The organism is Streptomyces durhamensis, from assembly GCF_000725475.1.
In the GTDB taxonomy this organism is placed as follows: domain Bacteria; phylum Actinomycetota; class Actinomycetes; order Streptomycetales; family Streptomycetaceae; genus Streptomyces; species Streptomyces filipinensis.
This window is the reverse complement of sequence record NZ_JNXR01000005.1, coordinates 318,680-336,431: the sequence shown is the minus strand read 5'-3', so window position 1 is coordinate 336,431 and position 17,752 is coordinate 318,680. Positions and strand designations below refer to the sequence as shown.

The following is a 17,752-nucleotide window of genomic DNA, read 5'->3' as shown; positions in this document are numbered from 1 at the left end:
TACGGACTTCATGAACGACCAGATCCAGCCCGACGGCTCGGACGCGTACGAGGGCGCGCACGAGTACGACCACGGGGCTCTCGGCGACGCCGAGTACGCGGAGTTCATGGAGCTCGCCGCGGAAGAGGGCTTCGACATCGAGGACGTCGAGGGCGCCATCGAGGCGGCGGGCCACGGTCCGCTGCCCGTGCTCGCCGTCGTCGGCCGCCCCAATGTCGGCAAGTCGACCCTGGTGAACCGGATGATCGGCCGCCGCGAGGCGGTCGTCGAGGACCGGCCGGGCGTCACCCGTGACCGCGTCACCTACGAGGCCGAGTGGGCCGGCCGCCGCTTCAAGGTCGTCGACACCGGCGGCTGGGAGCAGGACGTCCTCGGCATCGACGCCTCCGTGGCCGCCCAGGCCGAGTACGCGATCGAGGCGGCGGACGCCGTCGTCTTCGTGGTGGACGCAAAGGTGGGCGCGACCGACACCGACGAGGCCGTCGTCCGGCTGCTGCGCAAGGCCGGCAAGCCGGTCGTGCTGTGCGCCAACAAGGTCGACGGCCCGAGCGGCGAGGCCGACGCGGCCTACCTGTGGAACCTGGGCCTCGGCGAGCCGCACCCCGTCTCGGCCCTGCACGGCCGCGGCACCGGTGACATGCTCGACGCCGTCCTGGAGGTCCTGCCGAGCGCGCCCGAGCAGTCCTTCGGCACCGCGATCGGCGGCCCCCGCCGCATCGCGCTCATCGGCCGCCCGAACGTCGGCAAGTCCTCCCTGCTGAACAAGGTCGCGGGCGAGGAGCGCGTCGTCGTCAACGAGATGGCGGGCACGACCCGCGACCCGGTCGACGAGATGATCGAACTCGGCGGCAAGACCTGGAAGTTCGTGGACACCGCCGGCATCCGCAAGCGCGTCCACCTCCAGCAGGGCGCCGACTACTACGCCTCCCTGCGCACGGCAGCGGCCGTGGAGAAGGCGGAGGTCGCGGTCGTCCTGATCGACGCCTCCGAGAACATCTCCGTGCAGGACCAGCGGATCATCACCATGGCCGTCGAGGCGGGCCGCGCGATGGTCATCGCCTACAACAAGTGGGACACCCTCGACGAGGAGCGCCGCTACTACCTGGAGCGGGAGATCGAGACCGAGCTGGGCCAGGTCGTCTGGGCCCCGCGCGTGAACGTCTCGGCGCGCACCGGCCGCCACATGGAGAAGCTGGTCCCGGCGATCGAGACCGCCCTCGCCGGCTGGGAGACCCGCGTCCCCACCGGCCGCCTGAACGCCTTCCTCGGCGAGCTGGTCTCGGCCCACCCGCACCCGGTCCGGGGCGGCAAGCAGCCGCGCATCCTGTTCGGCACCCAGGCCGGCACCAAGCCGCCGCGGTTCGTCCTGTTCGCCTCCGGCTTCATCGAGGCGGGCTACCGCCGCTTCATCGAGCGCCGGCTGCGCGAGGAGTTCGGCTTCGAGGGCACCCCGATCCACATCTCGGTGCGGGTGCGCGAGAAGCGCGGCGCGAAGAAGAAGTAGCAACAGCGGTACGACGTGAAGGGCGGCGCCTGGAGAACCAGGTGCCGCCCTTCACCGTGCGCCGGTCACACGCCCCGGCGCGGCCCCGGAGGAAGCGCCGCCGGCACATGCTGCATCCCGGTGTCGTGCTGCTGCCGGCCCAGCGTGCCGATCCGCTGCCACTGCGACTGCTGCCGCGCGCTGTAGGCCCCCGCGCTGTAGGCGCTGTACGAGCTGCTGAACGACCCCGCCCGGTGCCCGCCGTAGCCGCCCGTGCGGTCCGGAAGCTGACCGAAGGGGCTGAACCTCAGCCCCTCCTCCCCGCTCCGGTCGCCCGGCAGCGTGCGGAAACTCTTGACCCACTCCGCGTAGAGCGAGTCGTAGATCGGCGTGGCCGAGGCACCACCAGCCCCTTCCTGCCCCGTCCGGGCGGAGGGAATGGAGGAGAACGATGACCGGCGGGGAGAACTGTCATATGCGTGCACGTATGTCCAAACGACGGCACCCCTAAAGGGATGCGGTCCCGCAGCATGCCTTTAGGGGCGTGGGGAACCGCGCGAACAACCGCGTACCACCCGCGGCCGCCCACGCACCACAGCGCCCCGCCCCGCGGGTGAGAAGATCACGTACCCGCGAGAGGCAGCGCCGCGGCGACCAGCTTCCCGTTCGCCGCCGCCTTGTCGAGGGAGTCCCGCAGCAGGTCCTCCCGCGGCTGCCGCCCGATCGACCCCACCGGCGCCGCGAACATCAGCACCTGCTGGTGCTTGTTGGCGGCGGCCCGCCAGCTGTCCGTCACCTGCAGCGGCTGGTGCGCCTGCCACCAGGCGACCGGCTGCCCGCCGCCCGTCGACGGCTGCAGCACCGCGTGCAGCTGGCCCGCGGCCAGCAGCACCGACCAGCCGTGCAGCACCGGCGGCACCGACGTCAGCTCGGTCACCGGCATGAACCCCTGCTCGATGAGGAGCGGAAGGAAGTCGTCGCCGTCCCCGGTGGTGCCCGGACGCACGATCGGCGAGGTCGGCTCGACGACCAGCGCCGGGTGCAACTCGCCCTCGACCAGGACGAGTCCGCTGGTCACGCCGAGCACCGCCTGCTCGGCCGCCGCCTGCCGCGGCCCGCCCGCGGCGGCCCCGCCGGCGATCCCGCCGATGGAGCGGACAGCGCCCTGCAGCTGCTCCTCGGTGACCTGGACGACCTGCGAGGGCAGACAGCTGGCGTGGGCGAAGGCGAGGACGGCGGTCTCGTCGCCGACGAACAGAACAGTGCTGGTGCGCTCCTGCTCGGAGTCGCCCGGGGTGCGGCAGGACGTGCAGTCGTAACTGCCCGGGGCGTTCTCTCCGGCGAGCAGCCGGTCGGCTTCTTCGTCGCCGATCTCGGCGCGTACGGCGTCGCTGACGTCGAGCATGCGCGGCACGGTGGCTCCCTCGGGATGCTGTGCTGGGTCGGCCGGGTGGCTCCCGGCCGATGAGCCCCGGGGTTCCGGGCTCATGAAGAAGACAACGGGCGTCCTGTGGTGGGGGTCACGCCCCGGCGACAACCGGTTCGAACCAACCAGCGCACACGGTCACCTTGTGTGCGGATTCCGCCACTCACGGTCAACTCCTTGCCACGTCAAGGAACTTGACAGGGTGAAGTGGGTCACAGATCGCTTCCGTCGTTGGTCGATAAATCAGGAAAACAGCGCATGTAGTGGGTGGCCGAAAATTGCTGATACTCGCGGTAACGGGCAACTGGCCTGGAAGGACGGGCAGTTGGTTGATTCCGGCCGCTCGACCTCCCTACATTCCTCCGCCGTGTGCAACGAGCACCGCTCGGGTACGTCCGACGACCGGCACCGGCACGGCACCACCGCCGGCACCGGCCACGCGGACGGGGCGGGCACGAGCAACCGCGCTCCTGCGCGGCGAGGCGTGCTCCGCCCGGGGGAGCCCGGGTTCGTGGAGAGGGAATTACATGTCCGAGTGTGCCGATACCACCCGCAGCACCGCCCGTCACGACAGCGCCCGCAAGGGCCGGACGACGGCCGCGCTCGCCGGAGCCGCCCTGCTGGCCCCGCTGGGTCTGCTGGCCGCCACCGGCAACGCCGCAGCGGCGGACAACGGGGTATGGGACCGCATCGCCCAGTGCGAGAGCGGCGGCAACTGGCACATCAACACCGGCAACGGCTACTACGGCGGGCTCCAGTTCTCCGCCGGCACCTGGCGCGCGTACGGCGGCACCGCCTACGCCCCGACGGCCGACCAGGCCTCCCAGGGCGCGCAGATCGCCGTCGCCACCAAGGTCCAGCACGCCCAGGGCTGGGGCGCCTGGCCCGTCTGCTCGGCCCGCGCCGGAGCCTTCGGTGCCGCACCCGCGGCGGCGCACAGCGGCTCCTCCGACACGGCGGCCTCGAAGGGCGTGACGACGAAGTCCACCCCGCCGAAGTCCGCGCCGGCCCGGTCCGCCCCGACGAAGTCCGTCCCGGCCAGGACGCCGCAGCGCCCGGCCGCTCCGACGGGCCGCAGCGCCTCCCGCGGTGACTACACCGTCCGCGAGGGCGACACGCTCAGCGCCATCGCCGCCCGGCACGGCACCACCTGGCAGCGGGTCTACACCGCCAACAAGAAGGTCATCGGCGACGACCCCGACCTGATCGTGCCCGGCCAGCGCCTCGCGCTCTGAGCCGCGCCGGCTCCGCCCGAGACAGCCACTGTCCCCATCGAGGACAGTGGCTGTCCGCATCCCCTGGCAGACTCGCACCCATGTTGGAGACCTCGGCACGCCTTCTACGCCTCCTGTCGCTGCTCCAGGCCCACCGCGATTGGTCCGGGGTCGAACTCGCCGGCCGGCTCGGCGTCACCCCGCGCACGGTCCGCCGGGACGTGGACCGGCTGCGCGAGCTGGGTTACCCGGTCAACGCCAGCCCGGGCACCGGCGGCGGCTACCAGCTGGGCGCGGGGGCCGAACTCCCGCCGCTGCTGCTGGACGACGACGAGGCCGTCGCCGTGGCCGTGGGCCTGCGCACCGCCGCGGGCCAGGGCATCGAGGGCATCGGGGAGACCTCCGTACGCGCCCTCGCCAAGCTGGAGCAGGTGCTGCCGAACCGGCTGCGCCGCCGCGTGAGCGCCCTGAACGCCTTCACCGTGCCGATGCTGCGCGGCGGTCCGGCCGTGTCGCCGGTCGACCCGGCCCTGCTCACCGAACTCGCGCACCTGTGCCGGGACGCCGAGCGGCTGCGCTTCGAGTACCGGAGCCACGACGGGGCCGCCAGCCGGCGTACCGTCGAGCCGCACCGGCTGGTGTGCAGCGAGCGGCGCTGGTACCTGGTCGCCTGGGACGTCGACCGGGCGGACTGGCGGACGTTCCGCGTCGACCGGATCACCCCCAGACCGCCGCACGGACCCCGCTTCACCCCGCGCGAGCCGCCCGCCGAGGACCTGGCCGCCTATGTCTCGAAGGGCGTCTCCACGCGCGCGTACGCCACGCACTCCGCCGTGCGGCTGCTGGTGCCGCTGCACGAGGCCGCCGAGCGGATCTCGCCGTCCGCCGGCACGCTGGAGGCCGACGGCGCGGACGCGTGCGTCCTGCGCTCCGGCGCGGCGAACCCGGACCTGATGGTCGTTCACGTCATGATGCTGGGCTTCCCGTTCGAGGTCATCGAGCCCGCCGAGCTGACCGAGGCGATCACGAGGATCCGGGACCGGCTCGACGCGGCTCTGGCCCGGGCCGCGGCGCCTGCCCCGCGTACTGCGGGTGGTGCAGGTCGAACGCCGGGGACTCCGAGCGGATCCGGGGCAGCGTGACGAAGTTGTGCCGGGGCGGCGGGCAGGAGGTCGCCCACTCCAGGGAGCGGCCGTCCTGCCCCGGCCGGGCCAGCTCGGCGCGCATCAGCAGCGCCATGACCCCGCCGGCCAGGAAGAAGCCGAACGCCGTGATCGGATACAGATGCCCGATCTTCTTGTGGTCGGTGGTGGTGAGCCAGTCGACCACCACCCGTCCGGCCCGGTTCCTGCCGCCCACCGGTCCTGCCGGCGCCCGTACGGTCTCGGCCCCCCTCGCTCACTCGCCCTCCGCATCCGGCGTCCGGGCCCGCCCCAGCCCGGGGCACGCGTACCCGCGAGCAGGCGCCATGATGCGCGCGGGGCCGCCTGCTCCTCCCGGAGGTGTACGGCGGTCGTGTGCCGGATCCGTGAAATTCCTATGCGGCGTCAGCTGCCCCGGGACGACTCCGGATTGGCCGGGGAATCCCGTTCAGGGCGGCGTCCGGAACGGCGCTGCGGAACTTTTCGCGGAGTAATTCGAAGCGGTGCTGCGCGACACGTGAATTGTCTGGGATTACACCGCTGAGCCCTACGGAAACCCTCGTACGTGTGAAGGAGTTCGAGGGGTACGCCGGCCGGGAAGCTGTGACAGAAGTGTGACGGGAGTCTGATAGGACTCTTACCCTGCGCTGCGCGGTAGCGTGGCGGCATGGTACCGATTCCCACTCCGCCAGCGGAGCCTCAGGACAGTCCGGACGGGTACGTCGGCCTCGACGCGGCGCACGCCGAGCGGCTCGCGCGGGAGCGCGGCTGGCCGACGGTACGGTCGCTGCCGCCGGGCGCGGTCATCACGATGGAGTACCGGGCGGGGCGGCTGAACTTCGAGGTGCGCGAGGGCCGGGTGGCCCGCGCCTGGAAGGGCTGACGCCCTGCCGGGTCCGGCCTGCGGCGCACGTGCCGGGGCCGGTCGTCGCCCCTCCGTGGGGCCGTCGTCGCTCGTCGCGCGGCTCCCCGCGCCCGGCACGGCGAAGGCCCCGTCTCCCTCCGCGGAGTACGGGGCCTTCGTCGTGGTGCGGGGCAGTGGTGCGTACCGGGCCCCGTGTTCGTTCCCGCGGTCAGCCGCCCGTCAGCGGCCGGGCCGGCTGGGTGGTGCCGCGCGGCAGGCGGTGGTCGGCGTGCGGGGGGCGGCGGCTGCCCGCCGGGGTGACCGGGGTGCGTTCCGAACGGGTCGTGTGCGGGCCCGGGGCCAGATGGGCCAGCCCCCGCGAGGCGCGGGTCGAGGCGACCGGCTCGCGCGCCGGCGTCGGCTGCTCGGCCGGTGTGGCGCGCGGCCGGAGCACCACCGGCGTGACCGGGACGGCCGGTTCGGGCACGGGGCGGCCGCGGCGGGCGCGCCAGCGGTCGCGCAGATCGAACAGCGCGGTCTCGGCCCTGGCGATCAGCGGCTCGAACCACGGCAGGGCGAGCAGGATCAGCAGGCCCGCGGCCCAGCCCAGCAGGACGTCGCTCAGCCAGTGCGTACCGAGGTAGACGGTGGTGAGGCCGACGCCCAGCGACGTGATGGCGGACAGTGCCGACAGCCAGCGGCGCGCTCTCGGGGTCGAGGCCAGATAGGCCAGGATGCCCCAGGTGACCACCGCGTTGGCGGTGTGGCCGCTGGGGAATATATCGCCGCCCAGGCCCATCTCGTTCGAGCCGATCACGGTCGCGTAGTGCGGACCGAGGCGCCCCATGCCGAGTTTGGCGGCGCCGACCGTGATGTTCAGCAGCAGCAGGGAGGCGGCCAGGGTGAGCAGGGGCCGGAGCGTGTGCTGGCGCCAGGAGCGCCAGCCGAGCCACGCCGCGACCATCACCGCGGTGGGGCCGCGCTGGCCGAGCACCACGTAGTAGTCGAGGAAGGCGTGGATCTGGGGCCACTGCTGGTACGGCCGGAAGAACATGACCTGCCAGTCGAGCCGGACCAGCCAGGACGTGATCACCACGGCCCACACGATGGCCAGGTAGAAAGCCAGGGTCGCGGTGAAGAGAACGACCCGGTGCCGGCTCATCCTTGGCATGTCGATGTGGGCCGGCCGTTCCGGCTCACGGTCGAGTCTGGCGAACACCCGGTCCAGACGCCGGGTGACGTTTCGTTCGGTACGCACCCAATCGACGTTACAGCGAGTGAGCTGTGTTCCCGGTCGAAACAGGGGCTTTGTGATGACGATGTGATGTGGGAAACGTCTCAAGCGCGGTCCGAATTCCAGCGATTCCGCTATCCCGCCACGGTGTTCTGTTCAATTCCTTTGATCATGCCGGGCGTTGTTTATATGGCGCTTATGAATGCGTTAACCCGGTCCTGGCGCGGAATTCTCCGGGGTGTCATCGGCCGGCGATGTCGATCATGGCGGACCGGAGCCGTTCAGCCAGAAGGCCCCGTAGACCGCCGCGGCGAGGGCCGACACGACCGTGACCAGCACCGCTCGGGAGGTGCGCAGCCGGGCCAGGGCGCAGGCGAGCGGCAGCAGCACCGGGAAGGCGGGCAGCAGCAGCCGCGGCTTGGAGCCGAAGTAGCTCGACGCGCACAGGGCGAGCGCGAGGACCACACCCGTGTACACCAGCAGTTCGACGGGCTGGCGCCGGCGCACACCGGTCACGTACAGCCACAGCAGCAGGGCCACCCCGACGATCAGGCCGGTGCCGGCGAGGGCGGACGGAAATGACGTGAACTTGTCGGCCACGAAGCGAGCGAACGCATAACCGCCGTCGAAGCCGTTGCGCCAGCCGGCCTGCACGTCCAGGTACCCGAGCGGGCCCCGGCCGGTCCGCCGCCCGACCCAGAGCACATAACCGGCGGCCCCGAGCGGCGCGATGAGCATGCCGAGCGCACGGCGCCGGCCGGACACCGCCGGGGCGTCCGGCGTGTGCCGTGCGTCCGGCGTGGCCGCTGGGGTCTGTGCGCCTGGAGTGCGGGTGGTGGCGGATGCGCCTGGAGCGGGCGCTGGGGTGTGTGTCCCTTCTGGTGCGCCAGGTGCGTGCGCCGGGGAGTTCTCTCCATTAGATGCGCTCGGCGTATGCGCCTGGGCGTGTCCTGCGTTGCGTGCGCCGGGTGTGCGCATCGCGCTCCGTTCCCGCACGAACGAGATCACGCCCGCCACCCACACCGCCGCGACCACCGCCGCACCGACCGGCCGGGTCAGCCCCGCCAGCGCGGCCAGCGTGCCCGCGGTGAGCCAGCGGCCGGTCAGCAGCGCGTACAGCGACCAGGCCGCCAGCGCCGTGAACAGCGACTCGCTGTACGCCATCGACTGCACGATCCCGACCGGCAGCACCGCCCACAGCAGGACGGCGCAGACCCCCACCCGGGCGCCGTACACCTTTTCGGCGACCGCGAAGATTCCGCAGGCCGCGGCGAGCGAGACGAGCAGGCTGACGACGAGACCGGCGTCCGCGTACGACAGCGGCAGGGCCGCGTGCAGCAACCGCTCCAGCCACGGCAGCAGCGGGAAGAACGCCAGGTTGGAGTGCAAGTCGCCGTTCGGCAGCCGCACCTCGTAGCCGTAACCCAGTTCGGCGACCCGCGAGTACCACAGGGAGTCCCAGCGCGCGGTGAGCAAGGTGTGCGCGCTCTTGCCGCGCGCGGCGCTCCACCCCGCCAGCACGACCAGCCCCAGGGTGCGGACCGCCGCATAGCCCAGGAGGGCCGGGGCCGCCCGGCGCAGGAGGGGGGCGCGGGACGGGGTCACGCGCGTGTCAAGATCGGTCACGGACTCGATTATCGACCGGGGGCGGAACCGTCCTGGCCCCCGGGGCGTGGTCGGGAGAGAGCGACGTGGCGTACGCCACACGGGTTCCGTCGAGCGTGTGAGAGGTCCGCCACGTGCCCCCGTGGCGAACTCGCGTACGCTGACGAGTCACCCGCGTGGGTTCGCGCGGGCCGGAGACACCGCTCCTCTCCGGCCGTACGACAGGGAGTCCCCACCCTGTCGGTCCGCCCCGACGCGAGGCTCATCTGGGAGGTACGTACATGTCCGGGACGACCACGGCTGCCGTACGGCCGCGCCGTCGGGCGGCCGGGGCCGGTGCCGGTGCCGACCGCTGGGTCGTCCTCGTCGTCCTGTGCGTCAGCCTGCTGCTCGTCGCCCTCGACGCGACCGTGCTGCACGTGGCCGTGCCCGCCGTCACCGAGGACCTCAAGCCCGGTGCCATACAACTGCTCTGGATCGTCGACGTCTATCCGCTGGTCTGCGCCTCGCTGCTGATCCTCTTCGGCACCCTCGGCGACCGGATCGGCCGCAGGCGCGTCCTGCTGCTCGGCTACGGCCTGTTCGGTGTCGCGTCCGCCGTGGCCGCGTTCGCGCAGACGGCCGAGATGCTCATCCTCGCCCGCGCGCTGCTCGGCGTCGGCGGCGCCATGATCATGCCGGCGACTCTGTCGATCCTGCGTCAGGTCTTCCCCGACCGGCGCGAGCGCGCGCTCGCCATCGGCGTCTGGAGCGCGGTGGCCGCTGTCGGCGCGGCCGTCGGACCGCTGCTCGGCGGGTTCCTGCTGGAGCACTTCTGGTGGGGCGCGGTCTTCCTCGTGAACATCCCCCTGATGCTGGTCAGCCTGCCGGTGGGCCGGATCCTGCTGCCCGAGTCCCGCGGTGACCAGGGCGGCCCCTGGGACGTCGCCGGCGCCCTGATGGCGGCCGGCGGACTCTTCGGCGTCGTCCTCGGTGTGAAGCGGCTGGGCGGCGGGGAGGCACCGGCGAGCCCCTTCACGGTGCTGCCGCTGCTGGCCGGCGCGGCCCTTGTGTTCTTCTTCCTGCGACGGCAGCGGCGGCTCCCGCATCCCCTCGTGGACCTGCGGATGTTCCGCCGGCCCGCGTTCAGCACCTCGGTGGGCTGCATCGTGCTGGCGATGCTCGCGCTCGTCGGTCTGGAGCTGATCGCCGCCCAGTATCTGCAACTGGTGCTCGGGCTCTCCCCGCTGCAGACCGGCCTCAGGCTGCTGCCCCTGACCATCGCGGCCATGGCGGCGGGTCTGGCGGGCGCGCGGATGCTGCGCCGCTTCGGGCCGCGCCGGATGGTCTGCTTCGGTTTCTGTCTCACCGCGGCCGCGGTGGTGACGCTCACCGCGATGGGCGGCACCGACAACGCACCGCTGTTGCTGTCCGGTTTCGTGCTGCTCGGTTTCGGCCTGGAGACCACGCTCTTCGGGGCGTACGAGTCGATGCTCAGTGAGGCCCCGGCGGACCAGGCCGGCGGGGCGGCGGCGATCGGCGAGACGTCGTACCAGCTCGGTGCGGGCATCGGCATCGCGCTGCTCGGCAGCGTGATGAACGCCGCCTATGCCCCGGGTCTGCGCGCGGTGCCGGGCGTCCCGCGGCCCGCCGAGGACGCGGCGGGCCACTCGCTCGGTGAGGCCTACGAGATCGCCGGACGTCTCGGCGGGCCCGCCGGGGAGGCGCTGCGCCGGGCCGCGCGGGACTCCTTCGTGCACGGGCTGCATGTGACGCTGCTGGTGAGCGCGGTCCTGTTGCTGCTGGGCGCCGTGATGGCGCTGCGGCTGCCGCGGGTCATGCAGTGCGGGGAGCCCGCGGCGGCGGTGGAGCTGCCCGCGCCGCGGGAAGTGGCGGAGTCCCGCGTCTCGGCCTGACGGGACACGAAGACCACTGGACGTGCGGGAGACTGCACCGTAACGTCGGCGTCGAAATGTAACTAGCGGTGCTAGTTTTCGTGTGTGCCGGAGGGTTTCCCATGTCCGCGTCCTCGAAGTTGCCCCCCTTCGATCCCGCCGACCCGCTCGGGATCGACGACCTGCTGGAACCGGAAGACCTGGCCGTACGGGACACCGTGCGGGCCTGGGCGGCGGACCGGGTGCTGCCGCACGTCGCCGAGTGGTACGAGCAGGGGGAGCTGCCCGGCATCCATGAGCTCGCGCAGGAGCTCGGCGCGATCGGGGCGCTCGGCATGTCGCTCAGCGGGTACGGCTGCGCGGGGGCCAGTGCCGTGCAGTACGGGCTCGCCTGTCTGGAGCTGGAGGCCGCCGACTCCGGGATCCGGTCCCTCGTCTCCGTGCAGGGCTCCCTCGCCATGTATGCGATCCACCGGTTCGGCAGCGAGGAGCAGAAGCAGCAGTGGCTGCCCCGCATGGCGGCCGGCGAGGTGATCGGCTGCTTCGGGCTCACCGAGCCCGACCACGGCTCCGACCCCGCCGCCATGCGCACCCACGCCAAGCGCGACGGCGACGACTGGATCCTCAACGGCCGCAAGATGTGGATCACCAACGGGTCGGTCGCCGGCGTGGCCGTCGTCTGGGCGCAGACCGAGGACGGCATCCGCGGATTCGTCGTGCCCACCGACAGCCGCGGCTTCTCGGCGCCCGAGATCAAGCACAAGTGGTCCCTGCGCGCCTCCGTCACCAGCGAGCTCGTGCTGGACGACGTACGGCTGCCTGCCACCGCCGCGCTTCCCGGGGTCACCGGCCTGCGCGGACCGCTCAGCTGTCTGTCCCACGCCCGGTACGGCATCGTCTGGGGCGCGATGGGCGCGGCGCGCAGCAGCTTCGAGGCGGCCCTGGACTACGCGAGGACGCGCGAGCAGTTCGGGCGCCCCATCGGCGGCTTCCAGCTCACCCAGGCCAAGCTCGCCGACATGGCGGTCGAACTGCACAAGGGAATCCTGCTCGCCCACCATCTCGGGCGGCGGATGGACGCCGGCCGCCTGCGCCCCGAGCAGGTCAGTTTCGGCAAGCTCAACAACGTCCGCGAGGCCATCGAGATCTGCCGTACGGCCCGCACGATCCTCGGCGCCAACGGGATCTCCCTCGAATACCCCGTGATGCGGCACGCGACCAACCTGGAGTCGGTGCTCACCTACGAGGGCACCGTCGAGATGCACCAGCTCGTGCTGGGCAAGGCGCTCACCGGGCTCGACGCCTTCCGGTGAGCACCCGAAGGAGGCAGGGCCGGTGAGCGGCCCTGCCTCAGCTCTGGTTGAAGAAGCCGTCCTCGCGGTGGGCGGACGCCTCGCCGCTGATGATCTCCGTGTCGGCGGGCGTCAGCAGGAACACCCGGTTGGACACGCGGTCGATCGAGCCGCGCAGACCGAAGATGAGCCCCGCCGCGAAGTCCACCACGCGCTTGGCGTCGGCAGGCTCCATCGCGGTGAGGTTCATGATGACCGGGACCCCCTCCCGGAACAGCTCGCCGATGGCGCGGGCGTCCCGGAAGCTGTCCGGGGTGACCGTGCCGATCCGGCGGCCCTTCTCCTCGGCCGTGTCCGCGGCCACCTTCACCCGGGGGTCCGTGACCCAGGCGTCCCCGGACCCGGACTCGGTGCCCTCGGAGTACTCGTCGTCGTAGTAACGCTCGTCATCGTTGTCGTCGACGAGGCCGAGCCACGCACTCGCCTTGCGTACCGATCCCATGGACGCCTCCTCTCACAGCGGTCATTCTTGCTTTCCGCATCCCTATGGTCATCCATGATGCGGACGGCGCGCCAAGTGGATAGACGCCGCGCGGGGGGTTTGTGACGGTACTGGTGCACAGACGATCCGTCGAGAGTCCTTGTGCCCCAAGGGTCCCGACACATACGGCTGCTGACTGAGAGTGAAATATGATAGTCGGCGGCGGACGGGTGACGCCCGGTGCGTCCGGGTGAACGTCAACCTCGTACCACATCACGGGGGATCGCCGTGTGCGGGATCGTCAGACTGTGCGCTCATCGTGACGAACGATGGCATGTTTCTCCGCCAGCTCCTGACGGAGAATCAGGCAGCGCGGTCCGCCGGGCGCTTCAGTTCCGGCGGGCTGATCCGGGACTTCCCGATGGCCGAGCCCGTCGTGCCCCACTTCTTCAGGATCCTGGCGTACGTGCCGTCAGCCAGCAGTTTGTTGACCGCCGCCTGGAAGGCCGGGGCCAGCTTCGTGCCCTTCCTGAAGGCGAAGCCCACGTCCAGGCGGTGGTACTCGCCCAGGAACTTCAGGCCCGGCTGGTGGGCCACCGCGTAACGCAGGCCGTTGATCGTGGACATCACGACGTCGCTGCGGCCCTGCTGCACGGACGACCAGATCGCGCTCTGCTCGGAGTACGTCTGCACCTGGTAGGCCTTCTTGCCCGCGTCGGCGCACACGTGCTTGTTCTCCTCCAGCGTGGCCTCGAAGGTGGTGCCGGCGCCGGTCGCCACGTTCAGGCCGCACAGTTGCCTCAGGTCGGTGATCCTCGTCAGCTCGCTGTCCCCGCGAGTGGCGAAGCCCTGGCCGTCGTTGACGTAGGTGACGAAGTCGATGGTCCTGCGGCGCTCGTCCGTGACGCCGAAGTTGCTCGCGCCGAAGTCGTACTTGCCGCTGTCCAGCGCGGGCAGGATCGCCTCGAAGCTCGCCTGCTCCACCTTGAGCCGGACGCCGAGCACCTTGGCGACCGCCTTGGTGAAGTCGACGTCCTGGCCGGTCAGCGTCGTGCCGTCGGGCAGGTAGGTGGTGCCGGGCGGCGTGCCGCCGACGCTGATCGCGACGGTGAGCCGGGTGGTGCCGGCGGGCAGCAGCCCGGCCGCCGCGTCGTCCTTCCGCTCGGCGGAGACGACGTCCGTGGTGGGTACCCCGCCGGACCTGGCCGCCACAGCGGAGGCACCCGCCCCGCCCGGGCCGCCGGAGCCACAGGCGGTGAGGAACAGGGTGGCCGACGTGATCATGGCGAAAGGCAGCAAAAGGCGTGAGCGCATCGAGCAGTCGTCTCCTGTGGGCAGCAGGGCGGAAGGCGGAAGTGACGCGAGGGCGCGAGGGGAGGGGTGCGCGTGTGAAGGCGTGACGGAAGGCGAGGAACGGGAGAACGCGAGGACGCCTGCCGACCCGGCAGGCGTGCGCAGGGGGTCAGCTCAACAGGAAGAGGACCACACGCGACCGAAGTCGATGTGGGAGCGGGTGACCAGCCACTGCTGTGGATGCATGGGCCAAGTGGAACAGGCATCCGGTTTCGCGTCAACTGACCTGAGACGTGCGGCTCACACTACGGACAGCCTTGACAGCGCCGGGAAACGCCCACGTACTCTCGACGGACGGCCCTGCTGAGGGGCTCGGCCGTGTGAAGGCACCACCCGTGTTCTGACGTTCGACCAAGCGTCACGGAGCCTTCGCATGTCATCCGACACCCTCGCCGAATCCCCCACCGCAGCGCAGATGCCCGAGCCGGCGGACGCCCCGCGGATCGTCCCGCGACGCCGCTACGGCCAGTGGGCGGCGGCCGCCGCCGTCCTCGTGCTGCTCGGACTCGCCGTCAACTCCGTCGTGCGCAACAAGGCGTTCCAGTGGGACGTCGTCGTCGACTACCTCACCACCGACTCCATCCTGCGCGGGCTGTGGCTCACCCTGTGGCTGACCGCGGTCGTGATGGTCCTCGGCTTCGCCCTCGGCACCCTGCTCGCCGCCTTCCGGCTCTCCGCCAACCCGGTGCTGCGGGCGGTCGGCTGGGGCTATGTGTGGCTGTTCCGGTCGATCCCGATCCTGGTGCAGCTGCTGCTGTGGTTCAACATCGGGGCGCTGTACCCGCAGGTGTTCGGCGTGCGGACCGTCAACCTGCTCACCCCGGTCGCCGTCGCGATCGTCGGACTCACCCTGCACGAGGCCGCCTTCGCCGCCGAGGTCGTCCGGGCCGGCATCCTCTCCGTGGACCGCGGACAGATCGAGGCCGCCCAGGCGCTCGGCCTGAGCCGGTGGCGGCGCTGGTGGCGGATCGTGCTGCCCCAGGCCATGCGCTCCATCGTGCCGCCCGCCGGCAACATGCTCGTCGGTACCCTCAAGGGCACCTCGATCGTCAGCGTCATCGCCGTCAACGACCTGCTGTTCTCCGCCCAGTTGATCTACCACCGCACCTACCAGGTCATCCCGCTGCTGATGGTCGCGACCCTCTGGTACGCGGTCGTCACCTCGCTGCTCGGCATCGGACAGCACTACGTCGAGAAGTACTACGCGCGGGGGACGGAGAACACCCGATGAGGCCGCAGCTGGTGATCGTGGGAGCCGGGCCGCGGGCGACCGGACTCCTGGAGCGCATCGCCGCCAACGCCCCCGAGCTGTACACCGGTTCCGGACTCGACATCCATGTGGTCGACCCGCACCCGCCCGGCGGCGGCCGCATCTGGCGCCAGGCCCAGTCGCCGCTGCTGTGGATGAACTCGCACGCCGAGGACGTCACGATGTTCACCGACGAGACGGTGACCATGGACGGCCCCGTGCGCACGGGTCCCACCCTGCACGAGTGGGCCGCGCTGGACGGCGGCACCTTCGCCGACCGGCAGCTCCAGGGCCGCTATCTGCGCTGGGTGTACGAGCAGGCCCTGGCCGACCTGCCGCCGGGCGTCACCGTCCGGCACCACCCCCGGCGCGCCGTGCGCGTCAGCGGCCCGCGCGAGGGCCGCCAGCAGGTGTGGCTGGAGGGCCGCTCACGCCCCCTCCTCGCCGACCTGGTGGTCCTCGCCATCGGCCACCTCGACGCCGAACCCGACGACGAGCAGTCCGCCCTGGCCGCCTACGCCCGCGAACACGGCCTGGTGCACCTGCCGCCCGACTTCACCGCCGACAGCGACCTGTCCCCGCTGCGGCCCGGCGAACCCGTCCTCGTGCGGGGCTTCGGGCTGGCCTTCGTCGACCTGATGGTGCTGCTCACCGAGGGACGCGGCGGGCGGTACGAGGGCGAGGTGTACCTTCCCTCGGGCCGGGAGCCGGTGCTCCACGTCGGCTCCCGGCGCGGGGTGCCGTACCACTCGAAGATCGGCTACGACTGGACCGGCGACCGGCCCCCGCTGCCCCGCTTCTTCGGCCCGGCCGAGGTGGAGGCGCTGCTGGCCCGCCCGGACGGCTTCGACTTCCGGCGCGATGTGTGGCCGCTGGTGGAGAAGGAGCTGGGCTACGCCCACTACCACCGGCTGTTCACCGCCCACGCCGGGCGCACGGCGATGGCCTGGACCGACTTCGAGGAGAAGTACGCGGCCGCCGCCGGCCCCGCCGAGACCCAGGCGCTGGTCACCGCCGCCGTACCGGACCCCGCCGACCGGCTCGACCTCACCGCGCTCGACCACCCCCTCGCGGGGGTGCGGTACACCTCGCACGAGGACTTCCAGGACGGGCTGCGGGCGTACGTCGAGGGCGACCTCAAGCGGCGCCACGACCCGTCGCACAGCGCCGACCTGGGCGTCTTCCTCGGGCTGCTCTCCGTCTACGGGCAGCTCGTCCGGCTCGGGAACACCGGCCCCTGGTGGCACGGCTTCTTCAGCTACCTGGCGTCCGGGCCGCCCGGACCGCGGCTGCGGCAGATGCTCGCGCTGTCCCGGGCCGGCCTGCTGAAGTTCGTCGGCGCCGGCATGACCGTCACCGCCGAGGACGGGGTGTTCCGGGCCACCAGCCCCACCGTGCCCGGCTTCTCGGTCGAGGCCCGCGCGCTGGTCGAGGCCCGGCTGCCCGAGCCCACCCTCGGCCGGGCCCGCGACAGTCTGCTGCGCGAACTGCACGCCGACGGCGCCGCCGAGACCCCCGAGGGGCTGCTCCGGGTCGATCCCGGCGACGGCCGGATCCTCGACGGGGCCGGGAGACCGCATCCCCGGCGCTTCGCCCTCGGCCCCTACACCGATGCCCGTACCCCCGGAGCCTTCACCCGGCCCCGCACCGGCGGGGCCGCGTTCCGGCAGAACGACGCCACCGCCCGGGCGGCGCTGGCCTTTCTGAGCGCCTCACACGTAAAGGAACTCGCGCGATGAGCGTCATGGTCGACATCAGGTCCGTGCACAAGAGCTTCGGCGCGCTCGACGTCCTCAAGGGCATCGACCTGACGGTACGCGCCGGCGAGGTGACCGTCGTGCTCGGCCCCTCCGGCTCCGGCAAGTCGACGCTGCTGCGCACCATCAACCATCTGGAGAAGGCCGACCGCGGCGAGATCAGCGTCGACGGCTCGCTGATGGGGTACCGGCGCGCCGGGGACAAGCTGTACGAGCTGCCCGAGCGCGCGGTGCTCCGCCAGCGCACCCGGATCGGGTTCGTCTTCCAGAACTTCCACCTGTTCCCGCACCTCACGGCCTTGGACAACGTCGTGGAGGCGCCGGTGTCCGCGCTGAGACGGCCCCGGAAGGAGGCGGTGGCGGCCGCGCGCCGGCTGCTGGAGCGGGTGGGGCTGGGCGACAAGGCCGACGCCTATCCCCGGCAGCTGTCCGGCGGCCAGCAGCAGCGGGTGGCCATCGCGCGGGCCCTCGCGCTGGAGCCGAAGCTGCTGCTGTTCGACGAGCCGACCTCGGCGCTCGATCCCGAGCTGGTCGGCGAAGTCCTCGACGTCATCCGGGACCTGGCGGAGCGGGGCACGACGATGATCGTCGTCACGCACGAGATCGCGTTCGCCCGTGAGGTCGCCGACACGGTGGTGTTCATGGCCGACGGCAGGATCGTCGAACAGGGGCCGCCGGGTGAGGTGCTCGGCGCTCCGCGGGAGGAGCGGACGCGGGCGTTCCTGGGGAAGGTGCTGTGAGGACGGGCAGGCAGGCCGGTCGCGGCGGGAGGCGTCGGGGGGAGCGCGCGCCACGGCC

At 71.9% G+C, this 17,752-nt stretch carries 16 protein-coding genes; 9 read left to right on the top strand and 7 right to left on the bottom strand.

The window, feature by feature from the left end:
- The first annotated feature begins 10 nt into the window (after window positions 1–10).
- Window positions 11–1,504, top strand: a complete 1,494-nt coding sequence (gene der / locus IO33_RS0109285) for a ribosome biogenesis GTPase Der (protein WP_031162381.1) — start codon at window positions 11–13, stop codon at window positions 1,502–1,504.
- Between the two features lie 65 nt (window positions 1,505–1,569).
- Here the strand turns inward: der and IO33_RS0109280 are convergent, their stop codons facing one another.
- Together IO33_RS0109280 and IO33_RS0109275 are read right to left on the bottom strand one after the other, a co-directional pair.
- On the bottom strand, window positions 1,570–1,968 hold the full coding sequence (locus tag IO33_RS0109280) for a hypothetical protein (protein ID WP_031162379.1): 399 nt from the start codon (window positions 1,966–1,968) through the stop codon (window positions 1,570–1,572).
- Window positions 1,969–2,105: 137 nt separating this feature from the next.
- A complete protein-coding gene (locus IO33_RS0109275; protein ID WP_031162377.1) occupies window positions 2,106–2,897 on the bottom strand; it encodes a hypothetical protein in 792 nt (263 codons plus the stop codon).
- A 539-nt stretch (window positions 2,898–3,436) separates the two neighbouring features.
- On the opposite strand from IO33_RS0109275, the gene IO33_RS0109270 reads away from it, so the two are divergent.
- On the top strand, window positions 3,437–4,144 hold the full coding sequence (locus IO33_RS0109270; protein WP_031162375.1) for a LysM peptidoglycan-binding domain-containing protein: 708 nt from the start codon (window positions 3,437–3,439) through the stop codon (window positions 4,142–4,144).
- A gap of 80 nt (window positions 4,145–4,224) precedes the next feature.
- On the top strand, window positions 4,225–5,265 hold the full coding sequence (locus IO33_RS0109265; protein ID WP_031162373.1) for a helix-turn-helix transcriptional regulator: 1,041 nt from the start codon (window positions 4,225–4,227) through the stop codon (window positions 5,263–5,265).
- Here the strand turns inward: IO33_RS0109265 and IO33_RS50320 are convergent.
- A complete protein-coding gene (locus tag IO33_RS50320; protein ID WP_031162370.1) occupies window positions 5,147–5,482 on the bottom strand; it encodes a hypothetical protein in 336 nt (111 codons plus the stop codon). The two genes, IO33_RS0109265 and IO33_RS50320, sit on opposite strands and share 119 nt — an antisense overlap.
- A 450-nt stretch (window positions 5,483–5,932) precedes the next feature.
- Here IO33_RS50320 and IO33_RS0109255 point away from each other — a divergent pair, with 450 nt between their 5' ends.
- The gene (locus IO33_RS0109255) at window positions 5,933–6,148 is read left to right on the top strand and encodes an I78 family peptidase inhibitor (protein WP_031162368.1); all 216 of its coding nucleotides are present in this window, start codon (window positions 5,933–5,935) and stop codon (window positions 6,146–6,148) included.
- A 190-nt stretch (window positions 6,149–6,338) separates the two neighbouring features.
- On the opposite strand, the gene IO33_RS0109250 is transcribed toward IO33_RS0109255, so the two are convergent.
- Together IO33_RS0109250 and IO33_RS0109245 are read right to left on the bottom strand one after the other, a co-directional pair.
- Window positions 6,339–7,367: a phosphatase PAP2 family protein gene (locus IO33_RS0109250; protein ID WP_031162366.1), complete on the bottom strand. Its 1,029-nt coding sequence runs from the start codon at window positions 7,365–7,367 to the stop codon at window positions 6,339–6,341.
- 237 nt (window positions 7,368–7,604) lie between these two features.
- Window positions 7,605–8,969, bottom strand: coding sequence for a glycosyltransferase family 39 protein (locus IO33_RS0109245; RefSeq protein WP_031162363.1), 1,365 nt, complete (start codon window positions 8,967–8,969; stop codon window positions 7,605–7,607).
- A 260-nt stretch (window positions 8,970–9,229) separates the two neighbouring features.
- Between IO33_RS0109245 and IO33_RS0109240 the strand changes: the two genes are divergently transcribed.
- Entirely contained in the window at window positions 9,230–10,843 is a 1,614-nt protein-coding gene (locus IO33_RS0109240; protein ID WP_031162361.1) for an MFS transporter, read from the top strand.
- Window positions 10,844–10,944: 101 nt separating this feature from the next.
- The gene (locus tag IO33_RS0109235; protein ID WP_031162359.1) at window positions 10,945–12,135 is read left to right on the top strand and encodes an acyl-CoA dehydrogenase family protein; all 1,191 of its coding nucleotides are present in this window, start codon (window positions 10,945–10,947) and stop codon (window positions 12,133–12,135) included.
- A gap of 37 nt (window positions 12,136–12,172) precedes the next feature.
- On the opposite strand, the gene IO33_RS0109230 is transcribed toward IO33_RS0109235, so the two are convergent.
- Window positions 12,173–12,616: a cell division protein SepF gene (locus IO33_RS0109230; RefSeq protein WP_031162357.1), complete on the bottom strand. Its 444-nt coding sequence runs from the start codon at window positions 12,614–12,616 to the stop codon at window positions 12,173–12,175.
- A 342-nt stretch (window positions 12,617–12,958) separates the two neighbouring features.
- Window positions 12,959–13,909: an ABC transporter substrate-binding protein gene (locus IO33_RS0109225; RefSeq protein WP_031162355.1), complete on the bottom strand. Its 951-nt coding sequence runs from the start codon at window positions 13,907–13,909 to the stop codon at window positions 12,959–12,961.
- Window positions 13,910–14,321: 412 nt separating this feature from the next.
- Here IO33_RS0109225 and IO33_RS0109220 point away from each other — a divergent pair, with 412 nt between their 5' ends.
- The 3 genes from IO33_RS0109220 to IO33_RS0109210 are packed head-to-tail and all read left to right on the top strand — an operon-like array spanning window position 14,322 to window position 17,694.
- Complete coding sequence (locus tag IO33_RS0109220) at window positions 14,322–15,179, top strand: amino acid ABC transporter permease (RefSeq protein WP_031162353.1); 858 nt, start codon at window positions 14,322–14,324, stop codon at window positions 15,177–15,179.
- Window positions 15,176–16,936, top strand: coding sequence for an FAD/NAD(P)-binding protein (locus IO33_RS0109215; protein ID WP_031162352.1), 1,761 nt, complete (start codon window positions 15,176–15,178; stop codon window positions 16,934–16,936). The genes IO33_RS0109220 and IO33_RS0109215 overlap by 4 nt, the downstream gene beginning before the upstream one ends.
- The gene (locus tag IO33_RS0109210) at window positions 16,933–17,694 is read left to right on the top strand and encodes an amino acid ABC transporter ATP-binding protein (RefSeq protein WP_031162349.1); all 762 of its coding nucleotides are present in this window, start codon (window positions 16,933–16,935) and stop codon (window positions 17,692–17,694) included. Before IO33_RS0109215 ends, IO33_RS0109210 begins: the two co-directional genes overlap by 4 nt.
- Window positions 17,695–17,752 lie beyond the last annotated feature (58 nt).